Here is a 16,541-nt window from a genome sequence, read left to right on the forward strand (position 1 = left end):
ATGATTATTTTCTTTATTGCCTTAAATATTCATTATTTTTGCCCTAAAATAAGTAACCTATGAATAGTGGAAGAAAAATACATTTTGAGATTTCTGAAAGAAAAATTCTTCTCAGGATTTTTGATGTATTTTTTGTTTTGATACTGTTGCATTTACTGGGAAGTATCTTCGATTTTCATTATTTTAAAATATCAACGACTAATTTTTACTGGACACTTGTTTTGTCTTTGTATATCTCGTTTTTCGGTACGGTTTTCGAAATGTACAATCTCCAGATAGCGAGTAATCAGTTTCAGATAACCAAAAGTGTTGTGTTAGCCAGTACTTCTACAGTATTGGTGTATCTTCTGACTCCGTTTTTTACACCGGCTTTACCTGAAAACCGATTGCAAATTTTACTGTTTTATCTTGCTATTTTATCGGCATTGCTGCTATGGCGTTTTCTATATGTTAAATTTTTTGCCTCGACCCGGTTTTTGAAAAGCGTAATCCTTGTTTGCGAAAATGATGAGCTCCAGGAATTAGTAAAAGGTCTGCAATCTGTTGATCCGCATTATAAAATTGTTGGTTATGTAAATTCAGGGGTAAAGGATGTCAACAGTTCTCTTAAATCGATTAAATCTATTTCACTGGGTAAAATCGAAGAGTTTATTATTAAGAATAACGTATCCGAAATCGTAATTGCTTCTCAAAAAACAGAAGGAATTACAGTCGATTTGTATAATAAGTTAATCAGACTTCTTGAAAACGGATTGATCGTTAGAGAATACACACAAGTATATGAAAGCATCACACAGCGTATTCCGGTACAGTATGTTGCTCGTGATTTTTATAAATATTTTCCTTTTTCCAGAAGCAATCATAACCAATTGTATCTGATGTTGGTTCGGATTGTTGAAATTCTTTTTGTTTTGTCAGGGTTACTTGTCGGGCTTGTCGTTTTGCCATTCATTTTAATTGGTAACGCTATTGGTAACAGAGGACCTTTGTTTTATACTCAGGAAAGAGTTGGTAGAAACGGAGACGTATTCAAAATATATAAATTACGGTCGATGGTTACTAATGCCGAATCAGGTGGAGCAGTATTTGCAACAGTAAATGATTCCAGAATAACACCTTTTGGTAAATTTTTGAGAAAATCAAGATTAGATGAATTTCCTCAATTTATCAATGTATTGAAAGGCGACATGGCTGTTATAGGTCCTCGCCCGGAAAGACCTGTCTTTGTAAAGGAAATTGCTGAGATCATGCCTTTCTATCAAACTCGTCATGTGGTAAAACCAGGATTGACCGGTTGGGCTCAAGTAAATTATTCTTACGGAGAAACAATTGAAGACAGTCTGATTAAGCTGCAGTATGATTTATATTACATCAAACACCGAAGCGTTTTTCTGGATTTAAGCATTACAGTAAAAACAATTAGTACAGTCTTATTTTACCGCGGACAATAAGCATTTTTGTTATGCTTTCTTAAAAGCTAATCGTGCTAATTGTATTCCGGTAGCCAAAACAAAAGGTAAAACAATAATCAAATGTACTTTAGAAAACATGTAAACCACATAACTTCCTAAGAACAGCAAACTGATTAAACTGATTTTTTTAACCCATTTTGTATTGTTTCTGAGTATAAAAAATACGAGTAGTAGAAACAGCGGATTAAAAAGCAACACATTGTAATTCCACAATAATTCTTCGTGGAAAGAAAACAGGCCAATGGTAGAAAATAACAATCCAATTAGCCCAAGAATGAAAAAATAAAGGCAATTTGCAGCTTTTTTATTCAAAATAACAAATAACGCCAACACAATAATTAAAGAATAAATACTGTCTAAAAAAGAAAATGTTGAGGTTCTGTTTGCTTTGAAATTTGTTTTGATTTCAGAAACAAGCGGTTTGTTATTATAAGAAGTGTTTTCCAAAACGTTCATTAAATCCAATGGAAGAAATAATGTTGCTGCCTGATCGTCTACTTTGCTTCCGAAAATAATGTTAATCCCCAATTGCATGTAAAAATGGTTGTTTGCGTATGGAAACAGGACGTCTCTATAGCTTTCTTCTTTGTGTAACGTGTTTTTGATGGGATTGTTTTTCAAAACGGAATTTACAACATCAATGATTTTGGTTGTGCAATTTCTGTGAATGAATTTATAAGTATAAAACCGATCTTCAGAATTTATAGAAGTGTTTAATTTGTCGAATATCTGTTGTTTTTCTGCTAAAGAAATATTTAGCGACTGTTCATAAACAGATCTGTTTTCTATTTGATAACTGTATTCGAAATCGTCATACGAATAAGAGGCTGCATAATATTGCAAATCACCTTTTGCAAATTTTAATATGAAATTCTCCGTTCTGAAATCGAACATGCCATAATTGTAAATTGCATCAAAATGGTTCGTTGCATCCTGAATTCTCAAGGCTGTATGTCCGTATAAAGTGTGTGATTCATCCGCTACATCGACGGTAAGAATGCTCACTTTTGTATTTTCAGTAATTGGCGAGTATTGAGAAAACCCGTTTAAAGAAAATGAAAGAAAGAAAAGAAAAAGTAATTTTTTACTCATTTTGAAATGAATTTATCTGAAAATACTCAAATCGACTTTCAATGAAAATACATTAGAATATAAAGCAGCACTTTGATTTCCTAAATCAGTCAAGGCATAATCTACTGAAATGCCTCTATATTGGAATCCAACACCAAAATTAGGCTGAAATCCTGTTTTATCGGAGCCGTCTAATTGTTGTATTTTTTGGAAATTCCCAACACCAACTCTTAGAAAAGCCAGATTGTTATAACCGCCTTCAAATCCTATGGCCGGATCAATACTCACAACACTTGTTGAGATAAGATCATTGGTTTGCTGGAATTGCATATTCAGATTTGCAGAAGCCAATAAAGTCATTTCGTTATGAAATTCGAACTTTTTAGCCATTCCCAATTGTGCTTTTGGTAATGTGATTTCACTGTTTTCAGGTAAATCCTGATTCTGAAGTGGATTTTGGGTTTGTGCGTCTTTTATTTTCTGAAATTCTTCTTCATCAATATTCCAGATGTTATAGGTAGTCGTAATGTCGCGAACCATCAATCCAAATTGCCAATCATTTTTTTCAAACTGAAGACCAATATCAAATCCAAATCCCCAAGAACTGGCAAAATCCCCAATAATTCTTCTGATTACTTTAGCATTTACGCCGTATTGAAATCCTTGTATTGGCAGTTTTCGGGCATATGAAAACGTAAATCCGTAATCAGCAGTAGAAAACAAACTGATACGATTGTAATCGATATTTCCGTTGGAATCAATTAATTCGGTCGTATTTAGGATGTCATCAACTCCAAAACGTATGATAGAGGCTCCCCAAGCACTTCGCTCGTCTATTTTTTTGGCAAAACCGGCATAATCGTATTTGGCGATATTAGCAAAATAACTGGCATGCATTAATGAACCTTCACTATCTTCAATCTTTAATAAACCAGCAGGATTCCAATAACCGGAATTAACATCGGCTGTATGAGCAACCATTGCATTTGCCATACCAAAAGCTCGGGCATCAACACCAATGTTCATAAATTCATTTGAATATTTACGAATAGTTTGTGCTTGAATTAAGCCGGAAGAGAGTATAAATAAAAGAAAGACTAGTTTTTTCAATGGAAAAATAATTTTAGGCAAAGATTAAATAAAAAACTGATATAATAAACTCTGAAATGTATAAACTTATTGTGCTAAATTTGCCGAATCAATAATCCAAACTATTTTCCGATGAATATAAAAAAACACATACCTAATTTTATCACATTATTGAACTTGCTTTGTGGTTGTATTGCTTTGGTTTTTGTAAGTGATTGTCAATTTGTAATTGCTTTTTATTTTGTTTGTTTGGGAATATTTCTGGATTTTTTTGATGGCTTTTTTGCAAGATTATTTAAAGTTTCCAGCCCGTTGGGATTGCAATTGGATTCTTTGGCAGATATGGTAACCAGCGGTGTTGTTCCTGGGTATGTAATGTTTAAATTGCTGACAAATAATCTTGATTTTAATTTGAACAGCCCGGTTCCTTATCTTGGATTTATTGTAACACTTGGAGCCTGCTATCGATTGGCTAATTTTAATATAGACACACGTCAGACAAATTCTTTTATAGGTTTGCCAACACCGGCAAATGCATTGTTTATTTTGAGTTTGCCGCTTATCCTTTCCAATTCTGAATCTCTTTTGGTCGTTAGTGCGCTGATGGATCCTTTAGTGCTGATAGTGATTGCTTTAATAAGTGCTTACATTATGAATGCTGAAATTCCGTTGTTTTCACTGAAAATCAAGAATTTTACCTTCAAAAAGAATGCATTGCAGATTTTGTTTTTAGCTGCATCTTTGATTTTTCTTCTGGTTTTCAGATATCTGGGGATACCTATGGTGATTGTGTTTTATGTATTGCTTTCGGTAATCAATAATGCAATGACTAAAAAGGCGCATTAATCTATGGCAGTCAAAAAGAAGAAGCCAGTTTCAGGAAAATCAGCTAAAAGCAAGCCAAAATCCTCTTTTTTTCAATCGGGCATTTTCTACGGAATTGTTTTTATCTTCCTTTTTTCAGTGGTTTTATATAGCCAAAAAAATGCTTTAGCGTATTATCTTGGCTTTAAAACGGATAAAATAGTATATGCCGAAACCCGTCTGGTTCCGTTGGAAAAAGTACTGGACACACACATTGAAAAATCTTTTGGCATTGATATTTCCGAATACCAGGATAAAATTGACTGGAGCAAAGTCAAAGAACTGGAAGGTGGTTATCCAATTGAATTTGTTTTTATCCGTGCCACTGTTGGCAATGACAGAGCTGACTTTAAATTTAAAAAATACTGGAAGAAAGCCAAGGAAAAGAAATTCATTTGTGGTGCTTACCATTATTATCGTCCTAACGAAAATTCAGTTCAGCAAGCCAATAATTTTATTAAAAATGTTACTTTGGTAGAAGGTGATTTTCCGCCTGTTTTAGATATTGAAAAACTTCCTAAAGAACAATCCATCGAACGGTTGAAAATTGGTTTAAAACGATGGTTGACTATTGTAGAAAAGCACTACGGTGTAAAACCTATTATTTATTCGAGCGAAAGTTATTATACTGATTTTTTAAGAGATGATTTTGAAGAATATCCTTTCTGGATTGCCAGTTATACTTCATTTTACAAAGATATTGATGACGAGTGGTCTATCTGGCAGATTTCTGAAAATGCCAAAGCAGATGGAATAAAGGGAAGGGTTGATGCTAATATTTACAACGGAACCTCAGTAAGTTTGAAAGAAATCCTGATTAAATAACAGCTTTTTGATTCTGATTTGAAGCAACAAGGAAAAAGCATAAGATGAGTAAAACGCTGTATTCCATTCCGCCTGTCGAATAACCAACCACAAACCAGCCATTGGCCGCATGGACCAAAATAATTCCCGTTAGCAATTGAAGGATAAAAATAAAGCAGATTATTTTTCTAAACTGATTCAGTAACAGTAAAATTCCTCCTGCGATTTCAAAAAAAGTAATTCCCCACGCCAGTATTCGCCCAATGAAAAACCCGTTTTCGTTTAAAAAACTTCCGAAACCATCCACTGTTCCAGCGTAAATTCTAATGCTTCCGTGTGCCATCATAAATAAGCTCAAAGCGATCTGAAGGATTGACAGCCATTTTGGTGTAGATAAGAATGGGAATGATTTCATTGGGAATGATTAAAATTCTATTTTCTTTCTTCTCAATTCGAAATTCTGACCAAGATACACTCTGCGGACCATTTCATCTTCTACTAATTCTTCAGGAACACCGGCTTTTAAGATTCCGCCTTCAAACATCAGATATGTTTTGTCTGTAATTGCTAAAGTTTCCTGAACGTTGTGATCGGTAATTAAGATCCCGATATTTTTATTTTTCAGTTGGGCTACAATTCTTTGAATGTCTTCTACCGCAACGGGGTCAACACCGGCAAAAGGTTCATCAAGCAAGATGAATTTCGGATCAGTGGCAAGACAGCGTGCTATTTCAGTTCTTCTTCGCTCACCACCTGATAATAAATCCCCTCGATTGGTGCGAATGTGCTGCAAACTGAATTCATCAATAAGTGATTCCATTTTGGCTACTTGCTCTGCTTTGGTTAAATTAGTCAGCTGCAGAACACTTAAAATATTGTCTTCAATACTCAGTTTTCTGAAAACAGAGGCTTCCTGAGCTAAATATCCAATTCCGTTCTGTGCACGTTTGTACATTGGGAAATCAGTAATATTTCTGTCGTCAAGATAAATATTTCCTGAATTTGGTTTTACCAAACCTACAATCATATAAAAAGAAGTTGTTTTTCCGGCACCGTTCGGACCTAGTAAACCTACGATTTCCCCTTGGTTTACTTCTACGGAAATCCCTTTTACAACACTACGTCCCTTATAGGTTTTTACTAAATTTTCAGCTCTTAAAATCATATTTTCAGCTCGTTGTATTTTTGACAGTTAGATTTTTAAACAAATAAACGAATAAAGAAATAACCAAATCAACACATTAACAATTATTTATTTTCTTCTAATGCTTCCCAAAATTCATAGGCACGGCGCAAATGAGGAATTACAATTGTTCCTCCAACAAGAGTCGCAACGCTCATGGTCTCCATCATTTCTTCTTTGGTAACACCCAGTTTGTAACTTGTTTCCAAGTGGTATTTAACACAGTCATCACAACGTAAAACGGCCGAGGCTACTAAGCCCAGAAGCTCTTTTGTTTTTACATCCAAAGCACCTTCCGCATAGGTGTTGGTGTCTAAATTGAAAATTCTTTTGATGACTTTATTGTTGTCGCTTAATAATTTATCATTCATTTTCGAACGATAATCATTGAATTCTTTAACTAAGTTGCTCATTTTGTCTGTCTTTTTTAGCTACGAAAGCTGATAAAACTATACTGGCTTCGTAAATTATTAACATAGGTATCGCTACTGTAACCTGGCTGACTACATCAGGAGGTGTTACAATAGCTGCGATAATCAATACAATTACTATGGCGTATTTTCTGTAAGTACGCAGGAATTTAGCTGAAACCAAACCTAATTTGGTTAAAAAGTAAATGATGATTGGTAATTCGAAATACAGTCCGCTGGCAATAACAGAAGTTTTTATCATACCAATGTAAGATTCTAAATTGAATTCATTTTTCACCACATCACTGACTGAAAAAGTAGCTACGAAATTGACGGACATAGGGACTACAACAAAATAGCCGAACAAAACGCCCAGGAAAAATAAAAAAGAAGCAATAAATATAAAAAGCTTAGCGTTTTTACGTTCGTGTTCGTATAAAGCAGGACTGATAAACTTCCATAATTCCCATAAGATAAAAGGGAATGCCAATATAAAACCGGCAGTAATACAGGTCCATACAAAAACATTAACCTGGCCTTCCATGCTGGTATTTTGTATGGTAAAAGGCAATTCTTCAATACAGATGCTATCCGCAAAACCTATATAATGTGATGCTTCACAAAAAAAACGATAGGTATAAAAATTAGGATGTGTCGGACCAAAAATAATAGTCTCAAAAATATAATCGCTGACAAAATATACAGCCGTTGATGCAATTAATATCGCAATAGTACTCCTTACTAAGAGCCATCTTAATTCTTCAAGATGCTCTAAAAACGACATTTCGCTTTTATTCTTTTTTGCCATTATATAATTCCTTCTTTTAAAATGTCATGTAAATGCAGAATACCCACATATTCATCTTTATCTTCAACAACGAGTTGTGTTATGGAGAAATCTTCCAGAATGTTAAACGCATCCACAACCATTGAATTCAATTGGACGGTTTTTGGGTTAATGGTCATGATTTCTTTGGCAGTAAGCCCTGAAATCGTTTCTGTTTTATTTAACATTCGTCTGATATCGCCATCAGTGATGATTCCGATTAACTTATTGTCTTCAATTACCGCAGTAACGCCCAATCGTTTTTCTGAAATCTCTACAATCACATCTTTTATAGATGAATTTGGATTCACCATCGGTTTGTGTGTTCTGTCGAGCATATCGGTCACGCGAAGTAATAATTTTTTTCCCAGCGCACCGCCTGGATGGTATTTGGCAAAATCTTCACTTCTAAAGTTTCGCATCTCCATCAGGCAAACAGCTAAAGCATCTCCCAAAACCAGCTGTGCTGTTGTGCTGTTTGTAGGTGCCAAATTGTTTGGACAGGATTCATGATCTACATGAGCATTAATGACTACATCGGATTCTTTACCTAAATAAGAGGTCAGATTAGCTGTGATTCCAATTAACGGATTTCCATATCTTTTTAATAATGGTACTAATGCCTTTATTTCCGGGCTATTACCGCTTTTTGAAATGCAAATTACAACGTCGTCAGGCTGCACCATTCCTAAATCTCCATGAATAGCTTCTGCAGCATGTAAAAACATAGATGGTGTCCCTGTAGAATTGAAAGTGGCAACCATTTTTTGCGCTATAATTGCACTTTTTCCTATTCCTGTGACAACCAGTCTTCCTTTTGCGTTAAAAATGTATTCGACAGACTTGGCAAAATCATCAGTAAGATAATGGGCTAACTTTGCAACAGACTCACTCTCAGATAGAATGGTTTTTTTGGCGGAGGCCAAAATATTTTCTTTTGATATCAAAACAGAAAAGTTTTAAATTTGTGTATGTAAAAGAAATTTGTATCTTTATGTTGTGCAAATTTATATAAAATACCATTACTAAAGAATGAATTCACACGAAATTGATATTCATAAGGAATTAAAAAAATATTTTGGTTTTAACCAATTCAAAGGTTTACAGGAGCAGGTTGTAAAAAGTATTATCACACAGCATAATACTTTTGTTATAATGCCTACGGGTGGAGGTAAATCTTTGTGCTATCAGCTTCCTGCGTTAATTCAGGAAGGAACGGCAATTGTTGTTTCCCCGCTTATTGCTTTAATGAAAAATCAGGTGGATGCTATTAGAAGCTTATCTTCAGAGCACGGAATTGCACACGTTCTGAATTCTTCTTTAACAAAAACAGAAATCGCTCAGGTAAAAAAGGATATCTCTTCCGGTTTAACCAAGTTGTTATATGTTGCTCCCGAATCTTTAACCAAAGACGAATATGTGGCTTTTCTTCAAAAGGAAAAACTTTCGTTTGTGGCTATTGATGAAGCGCACTGTATTTCCGAATGGGGTCACGACTTCAGGCCGGAATACAGAAATCTCAGGAATATTATTAAGCAATTAGGAGATGTGCCTATTATTGGTTTAACTGCTACAGCTACACCAAAGGTACAGGAAGACATTCTGAAAAATCTCGATATGTCTGATGCTAATACTTTTAAAGCATCGTTTAATCGACCTAATTTATTTTACGAAGTACGCACAAAAACTAAAAATGTTGAAAGCGATATCATTCGTTTTATCAAACAGCATAAAGGGAAATCAGGGGTTATTTATTGTCTTTCCCGTAAAAAAGTTGAAGCTATTGCCGAGGTTTTACAGGTAAACGGAATTTCTGCAGTGCCTTATCACGCAGGTTTAGATGCTAAGACCCGCGCCAAGCATCAGGATATGTTTTTAATGGAAGATGTCGATGTTGTGGTAGCTACTATTGCTTTCGGAATGGGAATCGATAAGCCGGATGTACGTTTTGTAATTCATCATGATATTCCGAAATCACTCGAAAGCTACTATCAGGAAACCGGACGTGCCGGACGTGATGGAGGAGAAGGGCATTGCTTAGCCTATTACTCCTATAAAGATGTTGAAAAACTCGAAAAATTCATGTCAGGGAAGCCTGTCGCCGAACAGGAAGTTGGCTTTGCTCTGCTACAGGAAGTTGTAGCTTACGCCGAAACATCAATGTCGCGAAGAAAATTCCTGTTGCATTATTTTGGTGAGGAATTTGACTCTGAAACAGGAGAAGGTGCAGATATGGATGATAATATCCGTAATCCAAAACCGCAAATTGAAGCTAAAGATCAAGTGGTTAAGCTTTTGCAGGTCATACGGGACACTAAATATATTTACAAATCAAAAGAGATTGTTTATACCCTCATGGGGAAAATAAACGCCATGATTAAAGCGCATAAAACAGACGCTCAACAATTTTTTGGCTGTGGAAAAGACCATGACGAACGCTATTGGATGGCGGTAATTCGATTGGCATTGGTGGATGGGCTTTTATCAAAAGATATTGAAACATACGGGATTATTAAAGTAACTCAGAAAGGGCTTGATTTTATCAAAAACCCTCAATCTTTTATGATGTCCGAAGATCATGAATACAATGAAACGGAAGACGAAGCGATTGTAACAGCAGCAAAAGCAACTGGAACAGCCGATGAAGCCTTGATGGTTATGCTACGTGATTTGCGTAAAAAAGTGGCTAAGAAATTAGGTGTTCCGCCGTTTGTGGTTTTTCAGGATCCATCATTGGAAGATATGGCATTGAAATATCCTATTTCGCTTGATGAATTGAGTAATGTGCATGGAGTAGGTGAAGGTAAAGCCAAAAAATACGGAAAGGAATTCGTAGAACTTATCGCCAGATATGTAGAAGATAATGATATTATTCGTCCTGATGATCTGGTAGTCAAATCTACAGGAGCCAATTCGGCTTTAAAATTGTATATAATTCAAAATGTCGACCGCAAATTGCCTCTCGATGATATCGCAAAATCCAAAGGACTGGATATGGATTTGCTGCTGAAAGAAATGGAACAAATCGTGTATTCGGGAACCAAATTGAATATCAAATATTGGATTGATGAAATTCTGGATGAAGATCAACAGGACGAAATCCATGATTATTACATGGATTCCGAATCTGATAATATCAAAGACGCACTTAAAGAATTTGACGGAGACTATGATACTGAAGAGCTAAGGTTGATGCGTATTCAGTTTATCAGTGAAGTGGCGAACTAATTACTCGAAAACCTCGCCACGATGCGGTTTCAGGGCATCTCTTACCTGAATCATATTTTCATCTGTTATAACCATATAGGCAATGGCGTGCATGTCATTGAGTACTTCATATCCGGTAATATTTATCGGAAATTTTTCTGTTTCAATATATTCTCTAAGGTGTATTTCGTGATGTTCGGCAGTTTTTGCTGCTGATGGCCCTCGAAAATCCCATATCAGTTTTATTTGGCGTTGCATTTTTTAATGGTCTTAAAGTTCAAAGCAGTAAAGTTACGAAGGTAAATTAGTATTTTTGCAATAGTTTTGGTGCCAAATAACCAAATAATACATTCACAAATTATCTATAATGCCAAAAGAACTTCTGCTACAAGTAACGCCTGAAATTGCTGCAAATGAAAATTTGCTTAAAGATTACATGTCTAAACAAATCAAAGTTGCTGAAAATGAAATACAGCATATTTCGATTCTGAAACGTTCTATTGATGCCCGTCAGAAAGCAATTAAAATCAACTTGAAAGTAGTGGTCTTTTTTCAGGACGATCATTTTTCGGAATCTCTTTTTCAGCTTCCTGATTATAAAAATGTTTCTAATGCTCCTGAAGTTATTGTTGTTGGAGCAGGTCCTGCGGGCTTATTTGCTGCCTTGCAATTAATTGAGTTAGGAATAAAACCTATCGTGGTAGAAAGAGGGAAGAATGTTCGGGGCCGCCGTCGTGATTTGAAAGCAATTAATGTGGATCATATTGTTAACGAAGATTCGAATTATTGTTTTGGAGAAGGTGGAGCCGGGACGTATTCTGATGGGAAATTATATACCCGTTCCAAAAAACGTGGAGATGTAGATCGTATTTTGCAATTGCTGGTAGCTTTTGGAGCAACTCCTGACATTTTGGTTGATGCTCATCCGCATATTGGAACGAATAAATTGCCACAGATTATTCAGGACATTCGTGACAAAATCATAGAGCATGGCGGACAGGTTTTATTTGAAACCAGAGTGAACGATATTGTTGTGAAAAACAATGAAATTCAAGGAGTTGTGATTCAGAATGGAGATGTTATTCAAGCCAGAAAACTTATTCTGGCAACAGGACATTCTGCTCGTGATATTTTTGAATTACTGGACAGAAAAAAAATACTTATTGAAGCCAAGCCTTTTGCATTGGGTGTTCGAGCTGAACATCCTCAAAGTTTAATCGACAGTATTCAATACTCCTGTGATTTTCGTGGTGAATTTTTGCCGCCTGCACCTTATTCTATTGTAAAACAGGTGAATGGACGCGGAATGTATTCATTTTGTATGTGTCCGGGCGGTGTGATTGCGCCTTGTGCAACTAGTCCTGGAGAAGTAGTTACAAATGGTTGGTCTCCTTCTAAACGAGATCAGATTACGGCTAATTCGGGTATTGTTGTCGAATTAAAACTGGAAGATTTTAAGCCATTTGCTAAATTCGGTGCTCTTGCCGGAATGGAATTTCAGAAGGCTATCGAGCAAAAAGCATGGCAACTTGCCGGGCAAACTCAAAAAGTACCTGCGCAGCGTCTGGTCGATTTTACTCAAAATAAAGTATCATCTTCCATCCCGAAAACTTCTTATGTTCCGGGAACAACCTCGGTGGAATTAGGTCAAGTTTTTCCAGGATTTTTGACGCAAATTATGCGCGAAGGATTTGTGCAATTCGGTAAATCAATGAAAGGATATTATACTAATGAAGCAATTTTGCATGCTCCCGAAAGCAGAACGTCTTCACCAGTCCGAATTCCAAGAGACGGTGAAACATTAGAACATTTGCAAATAAAAGGGTTGTATCCTTGTGGAGAAGGTGCCGGTTTTGCAGGCGGAATCATCTCGGCTGCAATTGATGGAGAGAAATGCGCGATTAAATGTGTAGAATCATTATTAGCATAAGTAGGTTAAAGTTGTTTTATTCGGCAGTTGTTGGGTCGATAATTGAAAATACCTGATTTACAGAATTGGCTGGAAATCCGCCTTGTTTTGCGTGTTCCCGAACCATTTCTTCATTTGGCGCTATATACACACAATACACTTTGTCCCCTGTCACATAACTTTGCAGCCACTGAATTTGTGGCCCCATTTTGCTCAAAACTCCACAGGAAGTCTGTGAGATGTTTTTTAATTGCTCGGCAGTCAGTTTGCCGGCATCGGGAATCTCTCTTTCAATAACATACTTAGGCATAATTTAAAAGATTAATTTTTCCTACTTCTATGGCTTTTCGGTTTTGCCCCATTTTTTAAAGTGTTTTTCGGATTCACTTTTGGTAAAAAAATAACACGCTAAATTAGTTCTTTTTCGGATTAAATCCTAAATATATAATAGTTTAAAATACTGTAAATCAATAAATTAATTTTTAAATTTTTCAAAACTACTTTGTCTAGATAGCAGTGTTTGGTTAATGCTAAGATTTTGATTTATTAAATCCCTGTCCTTACTGAAACCATTTCTTTTTTGTATTTTTACCAAGGAATTTAATAGTATGACGGAAGAAAAAGTAATTTTAGTTAACCAGAATGACGAGCAAATAGGTTTAATGCCAAAGCTGGAAGCGCATGAAAAAGCATTGTTGCATCGTGCTTTTTCGGTTTTTGTTTTGAACAGCAAGAACGAAATTATGCTCCAGCAGAGAGCTCATCATAAATACCATTCTCCATTGTTATGGACAAACACCTGTTGCAGTCATCAGCGTGAAGGAGAAACTAATATTCAGGCTGGTACCAGAAGATTATTTGAAGAAATGGGTTTTACAACTCAGTTGAAAGAACTTTTTTCATTTATTTATAAAGCCCCTTTTGATAATGGTTTGACCGAACATGAACTAGATCACGTAATGATCGGTTATTATGACGAAAAACCAAAAATCAATGAAGATGAGGTGGAAAGCTGGAAATGGATGTCTATTGATGCCGTAAAGGTGGATATGGAGCAAAATCCTGACGTTTATACTGTGTGGTTTAAGATTATTTTCGATGAATTTTATCATTACCTCGAAGATCATAAACTGTAAAATTCCAAATTAAAATTCCAATTATGAGAGTAACTGTTTCCAGAAAAGCCCATTTTAATGCTGCCCATCGATTGTATCGTAAAGATTGGTCTATGGAACAAAACGATGCGGTTTTTGGCAAATGCAATAATCCTAATTTTCATGGGCATAATTACGAATTGATTGTAAGTGTAACGGGAAGTATCAGTTTGGAAACGGGTTATGTTATCGATATTAAAGATTTAGCAACTATTATCCTTGAAGAAGTAGAATCTAAATTTGACCATAAAAACTTAAACCTCGATGTTCCTGAATTTGAGAACCTAAATCCAACCGCGGAAAATATAGTGGTGGTTATTTGGAATAAAATCAGGAAAAGAATAGCTTCCGAAAATGATTTGGAAGTTACATTATACGAAACTCCACGAAATTTTGTAACTTATAAAGGCGAGTAATGGGTGAAATTAAAGTTGGAGATAAATTGCCCTTGTTTGGTGCAAAAGATCAAAATGGAAACGATTTTTATATTGCTTCTGTTCTGCAAAAAAAGATTCTGATTATTTATTTTTATCCAAAAGATGATACGCCAGGCTGCACAAGTCAGGCTTGTTTTTTTCGTGACCAGTTTGAGGAATTTGTTGCATTAGGAGCAGAAGTTATCGGAATAAGCAGTGATAGCGTAAAATCGCATAAAAAATTTGAAACAGAATATAAATTGCCTTTCACGCTTCTTTCCGATCAGGATAAAAGCCTGAGAAAACTTTTTGGAGTGCCTAATAATCTATTAGGGTTATGGCCGGGAAGAGTTACTTATGTGGTCGATAAAAACGGAATTGTGCAACTTGTTTTCAATAGTATGAGAGCTGAAGATCACTTTTCTAAAGTGCTTGAAGCAGTAAAAAGAATGATGTAGATGAAGATGGAATTATATCCTTTGGTTTTTGAACCAATACTGAAAGACCGGATTTGGGGAGGAATAAAACTCCAATCACTTTTAAATAAAGAAATTCCAACGCAAACTGCTGGAGAAAGCTGGGAAATATCTACCGTTAGCGGAGATGTGAGCGTTGTTGCTAATGGAATCTATGCGGGTTATTCAATTAATGAATTGATCTCAAAGTATCCAGAGGAAATTTTAGGAACTAAAGTGCAACGCCTGTTTGGAACTGTATTTCCATTGTTGTTTAAGTTTTTAGATGCTAAAGAAGATTTGTCTATTCAGGTACACCCTAACGACGAATTGGCGAAAAAACGTCATAATTCCTTTGGTAAAACTGAAATGTGGTATGTTGTTCAAGCCGATGAAAATGCCAGGATTATTGTAGGATTTAAGGAAAAATCATCTCCTGATGAATATTTGAGCCATTTAGAAAATAATACATTAACTGAAATTCTAAAAGAAATCCAGGTCGAACAAGGCGATATGTTTCTGCTGGAAACAGGGACGATTCATGCTATTGGCGGCGGAGTGGTTATAGCCGAGATTCAGCAGACTTCAGATATTACCTATCGTGTTTACGATTGGGATAGGGTGGACGTTTATGGGAATTCACGTGAATTGCACATTGATTTGGCTCTTGATGCTATAAATTACAATACTGTTGAAGCTCAGAAGAAATATAAAAAAATACAGAATAAGAGCAATCCTGCTGTAGAATGCTCTTATTTTACTACAAATTTCATTCCGCTTGACGGAAATATCCAGTTTAAAAAAGAGAAAGAATCATTTACGGTTTTAATGTGTACAGATGGTGAATTTGAATTGATTTATAATGATTTGAAGTTGTTATTTAAAAAAGGAAAAACAGTTTTAATTCCTGCAATTATCAGCGAATTTGAATTGAAAGGGAAAGCATCGCTGCTTGAAATTTATCTTTAAGTAGCTTATTTACAAAGATTATTTGTATTTTTGCCCCGAATTACAAAAGATTCATTTTAAAAGAAGAAAAATGGCAAACGTTAAGAATTTAAAAAAAGACATCAACTACGTATTAGGTGACATCATTGAAGCAGTTTATTTGTACGAAATGACTACTACTGGAAAACCTACTGAAGCTACTAACAATTTAATCGATGAAGCGATCGCTACTTTTGATGCTTTAATTGTAAAAGTTAATGCTAAAAATGTTGAAAACAAAAAAGCACATTTCAAGCAAATTAATGCGGAATTGGAAGCAGCTGCTAATCAATTGGTTGAAAAAATAAACGCATTATAACAAAAAATAATTGCAAAAAAGTGCAAATTTATTTTGGAAATTAGAAATTCAAAATTATATTTGCACTCGAATTGAGACGCCGGTGTAGCTCAGCTGGCTAGAGCAGCTGATTTGTAATCAGCAGGTCGTGGGTTCGAGTCCCTCTATCGGCTCAATTGAAAACCATCACAAATGTGATGGTTTTTTTTATTGTGAAACTTTACGTGCAAAAAAAAAGCCATTCTGTTTCGAATGGCTTTTTTTATTACTTTGTCCCGTCCTGAAATAAGTTGACATAAAATTGACTTATTATGAATAGATCAGAAAACAGCGCAGAAAAGCGTAGTCAACGCGATTATAATTTGGGCTTTAAATTAGCTGTTATTTCGCAAGTAG

General features: G+C 35.4%; 19 protein-coding genes and 1 tRNA gene. 11 read left to right on the forward strand and 9 right to left on the reverse strand.

The annotated features are described in order from the left end of the window. Positions 1-59 precede the first annotated feature (59 nt). Positions 60-1,451, forward strand: a complete 1,392-nt coding sequence (locus ACRDEC_RS04735; RefSeq protein WP_431497177.1) for a sugar transferase — start codon at positions 60-62, stop codon at positions 1,449-1,451. A 9-nt stretch (positions 1,452-1,460) separates the two neighbouring features. On the opposite strand, the gene ACRDEC_RS04740 is transcribed toward ACRDEC_RS04735, so the two are convergent. Next, positions 1,461-2,564: a DUF4105 domain-containing protein gene (locus ACRDEC_RS04740; RefSeq protein ID WP_431497178.1), complete on the reverse strand. Its 1,104-nt coding sequence runs from the start codon at positions 2,562-2,564 to the stop codon at positions 1,461-1,463. A 12-nt stretch (positions 2,565-2,576) separates the two neighbouring features. Continuing rightward, the gene (locus ACRDEC_RS04745; protein WP_431497198.1) at positions 2,577-3,569 is read right to left on the reverse strand and encodes a PorV/PorQ family protein; all 993 of its coding nucleotides are present in this window, start codon (positions 3,567-3,569) and stop codon (positions 2,577-2,579) included. A 195-nt stretch (positions 3,570-3,764) separates the two neighbouring features. Between ACRDEC_RS04745 and ACRDEC_RS04750 the strand changes: the two genes are divergently transcribed. Then, positions 3,765-4,478, forward strand: coding sequence for a CDP-alcohol phosphatidyltransferase family protein (locus ACRDEC_RS04750; RefSeq protein WP_431497179.1), 714 nt, complete (start codon positions 3,765-3,767; stop codon positions 4,476-4,478). Positions 4,479-4,481: 3 nt separating this feature from the next. Further along, positions 4,482-5,321: a glycoside hydrolase family 25 protein gene (locus tag ACRDEC_RS04755; RefSeq protein WP_431497180.1), complete on the forward strand. Its 840-nt coding sequence runs from the start codon at positions 4,482-4,484 to the stop codon at positions 5,319-5,321. Here the strand turns inward: ACRDEC_RS04755 and ACRDEC_RS04760 are convergent. The 5 genes from ACRDEC_RS04760 to ACRDEC_RS04780 form a co-directional block, all read right to left on the reverse strand. Next, positions 5,314-5,715 carry a DoxX family protein gene (locus tag ACRDEC_RS04760; RefSeq protein WP_431497181.1) on the reverse strand — a complete coding sequence of 134 codons (402 nt, stop codon included), beginning with the start codon at positions 5,713-5,715 and terminating at the stop codon, positions 5,314-5,316. The two genes, ACRDEC_RS04755 and ACRDEC_RS04760, sit on opposite strands and share 8 nt — an antisense overlap. A gap of 9 nt (positions 5,716-5,724) precedes the next feature. Beyond that, positions 5,725-6,465: an LPS export ABC transporter ATP-binding protein gene (gene lptB, locus ACRDEC_RS04765; RefSeq protein ID WP_431497182.1), complete on the reverse strand. Its 741-nt coding sequence runs from the start codon at positions 6,463-6,465 to the stop codon at positions 5,725-5,727. Positions 6,466-6,548: 83 nt separating this feature from the next. After that, on the reverse strand, positions 6,549-6,896 hold the full coding sequence (locus tag ACRDEC_RS04770) for a carboxymuconolactone decarboxylase family protein (protein ID WP_431497183.1): 348 nt from the start codon (positions 6,894-6,896) through the stop codon (positions 6,549-6,551). Next, a complete protein-coding gene (gene tatC / locus ACRDEC_RS04775; protein ID WP_431497184.1) occupies positions 6,880-7,701 on the reverse strand; it encodes a twin-arginine translocase subunit TatC in 822 nt (273 codons plus the stop codon). Before tatC ends, ACRDEC_RS04770 begins: the two co-directional genes overlap by 17 nt. Then, positions 7,701-8,666: a KpsF/GutQ family sugar-phosphate isomerase gene (locus tag ACRDEC_RS04780; protein ID WP_431497185.1), complete on the reverse strand. Its 966-nt coding sequence runs from the start codon at positions 8,664-8,666 to the stop codon at positions 7,701-7,703. The genes tatC and ACRDEC_RS04780 overlap by 1 nt, the downstream gene beginning before the upstream one ends. A gap of 85 nt (positions 8,667-8,751) precedes the next feature. On the opposite strand from ACRDEC_RS04780, the gene recQ reads away from it, so the two are divergent. Next, complete coding sequence (recQ, locus tag ACRDEC_RS04785) at positions 8,752-10,947, forward strand: DNA helicase RecQ (protein WP_431497186.1); 2,196 nt, start codon at positions 8,752-8,754, stop codon at positions 10,945-10,947. On the opposite strand, the gene ACRDEC_RS04790 is transcribed toward recQ, so the two are convergent. Next, positions 10,948-11,184: a hypothetical protein gene (locus tag ACRDEC_RS04790; protein ID WP_431497187.1), complete on the reverse strand. Its 237-nt coding sequence runs from the start codon at positions 11,182-11,184 to the stop codon at positions 10,948-10,950. A 109-nt stretch (positions 11,185-11,293) separates the two neighbouring features. Between ACRDEC_RS04790 and ACRDEC_RS04795 the strand changes: the two genes are divergently transcribed. Beyond that, positions 11,294-12,856: an NAD(P)/FAD-dependent oxidoreductase gene (locus tag ACRDEC_RS04795; RefSeq protein WP_431497188.1), complete on the forward strand. Its 1,563-nt coding sequence runs from the start codon at positions 11,294-11,296 to the stop codon at positions 12,854-12,856. 16 nt (positions 12,857-12,872) lie between these two features. Here the strand turns inward: ACRDEC_RS04795 and ACRDEC_RS04800 are convergent, their stop codons facing one another. Then, complete coding sequence (locus ACRDEC_RS04800; RefSeq protein WP_431497189.1) at positions 12,873-13,145, reverse strand: DUF4242 domain-containing protein; 273 nt, start codon at positions 13,143-13,145, stop codon at positions 12,873-12,875. A gap of 298 nt (positions 13,146-13,443) precedes the next feature. Between ACRDEC_RS04800 and idi the strand changes: the two genes are divergently transcribed. The 6 genes from idi (at position 13,444) to ACRDEC_RS04830 (ending at position 16,318) form a co-directional block, all read left to right on the forward strand. After that, positions 13,444-13,971: an isopentenyl-diphosphate Delta-isomerase gene (idi, locus tag ACRDEC_RS04805; RefSeq protein ID WP_431497190.1), complete on the forward strand. Its 528-nt coding sequence runs from the start codon at positions 13,444-13,446 to the stop codon at positions 13,969-13,971. Positions 13,972-13,994: 23 nt separating this feature from the next. Beyond that, the gene (locus ACRDEC_RS04810) at positions 13,995-14,405 is read left to right on the forward strand and encodes a 6-pyruvoyl trahydropterin synthase family protein (RefSeq protein WP_431497191.1); all 411 of its coding nucleotides are present in this window, start codon (positions 13,995-13,997) and stop codon (positions 14,403-14,405) included. Further along, complete coding sequence (locus ACRDEC_RS04815) at positions 14,405-14,863, forward strand: peroxiredoxin (protein ID WP_431497192.1); 459 nt, start codon at positions 14,405-14,407, stop codon at positions 14,861-14,863. Before ACRDEC_RS04810 ends, ACRDEC_RS04815 begins: the two co-directional genes overlap by 1 nt. Continuing rightward, on the forward strand, positions 14,864-15,829 hold the full coding sequence (locus ACRDEC_RS04820; protein ID WP_431497193.1) for a type I phosphomannose isomerase catalytic subunit: 966 nt from the start codon (positions 14,864-14,866) through the stop codon (positions 15,827-15,829). It abuts the gene before it with no gap. A gap of 70 nt (positions 15,830-15,899) precedes the next feature. Next, entirely contained in the window at positions 15,900-16,166 is a 267-nt protein-coding gene (locus tag ACRDEC_RS04825) for a hypothetical protein (protein ID WP_431497194.1), read from the forward strand. Positions 16,167-16,244: 78 nt separating this feature from the next. After that, positions 16,245-16,318, forward strand: a tRNA-Thr gene (locus ACRDEC_RS04830). Positions 16,319-16,541 lie beyond the last annotated feature (223 nt).

This window comes from Flavobacterium sp. (assembly GCF_050696275.1).
Taxonomy (GTDB): domain Bacteria; phylum Bacteroidota; class Bacteroidia; order Flavobacteriales; family Flavobacteriaceae; genus Flavobacterium.

Bases quoted from the DNA above. Each gene is read 5' to 3' on its own strand.
- ACRDEC_RS04735 (WP_431497177.1), top strand. From the start codon at position 60: ATGAATAGTGGAAGAAAAATACATTTTGAGATTTCTGAAAGAAAAATT.
- ACRDEC_RS04740 (WP_431497178.1), bottom strand. From the start codon at position 2,564: ATGAGTAAAAAATTACTTTTTCTTTTCTTTCTTTCATTTTCTTTAAAC.
- ACRDEC_RS04745 (WP_431497198.1), bottom strand. From the start codon at position 3,569: ATGAACATTGGTGTTGATGCCCGAGCTTTTGGTATGGCAAATGCAATG.
- ACRDEC_RS04750 (WP_431497179.1), top strand. From the start codon at position 3,765: ATGAATATAAAAAAACACATACCTAATTTTATCACATTATTGAACTTG.
- ACRDEC_RS04755 (WP_431497180.1), top strand. From the start codon at position 4,482: ATGGCAGTCAAAAAGAAGAAGCCAGTTTCAGGAAAATCAGCTAAAAGC.
- ACRDEC_RS04760 (WP_431497181.1), bottom strand. From the start codon at position 5,715: ATGAAATCATTCCCATTCTTATCTACACCAAAATGGCTGTCAATCCTT.
- lptB (WP_431497182.1), bottom strand. From the start codon at position 6,465: ATGATTTTAAGAGCTGAAAATTTAGTAAAAACCTATAAGGGACGTAGT.
- ACRDEC_RS04770 (WP_431497183.1), bottom strand. From the start codon at position 6,896: ATGAGCAACTTAGTTAAAGAATTCAATGATTATCGTTCGAAAATGAAT.
- tatC (WP_431497184.1), bottom strand. From the start codon at position 7,701: ATGGCAAAAAAGAATAAAAGCGAAATGTCGTTTTTAGAGCATCTTGAA.
- recQ (WP_431497186.1), top strand. From the start codon at position 8,752: ATGAATTCACACGAAATTGATATTCATAAGGAATTAAAAAAATATTTT.
- ACRDEC_RS04790 (WP_431497187.1), bottom strand. From the start codon at position 11,184: ATGCAACGCCAAATAAAACTGATATGGGATTTTCGAGGGCCATCAGCA.
- ACRDEC_RS04795 (WP_431497188.1), top strand. From the start codon at position 11,294: ATGCCAAAAGAACTTCTGCTACAAGTAACGCCTGAAATTGCTGCAAAT.
- ACRDEC_RS04800 (WP_431497189.1), bottom strand. From the start codon at position 13,145: ATGCCTAAGTATGTTATTGAAAGAGAGATTCCCGATGCCGGCAAACTG.
- idi (WP_431497190.1), top strand. From the start codon at position 13,444: ATGACGGAAGAAAAAGTAATTTTAGTTAACCAGAATGACGAGCAAATA.
- ACRDEC_RS04810 (WP_431497191.1), top strand. From the start codon at position 13,995: ATGAGAGTAACTGTTTCCAGAAAAGCCCATTTTAATGCTGCCCATCGA.
- ACRDEC_RS04815 (WP_431497192.1), top strand. From the start codon at position 14,405: ATGGGTGAAATTAAAGTTGGAGATAAATTGCCCTTGTTTGGTGCAAAA.
- ACRDEC_RS04820 (WP_431497193.1), top strand. From the start codon at position 14,864: ATGAAGATGGAATTATATCCTTTGGTTTTTGAACCAATACTGAAAGAC.
- ACRDEC_RS04825 (WP_431497194.1), top strand. From the start codon at position 15,900: ATGGCAAACGTTAAGAATTTAAAAAAAGACATCAACTACGTATTAGGT.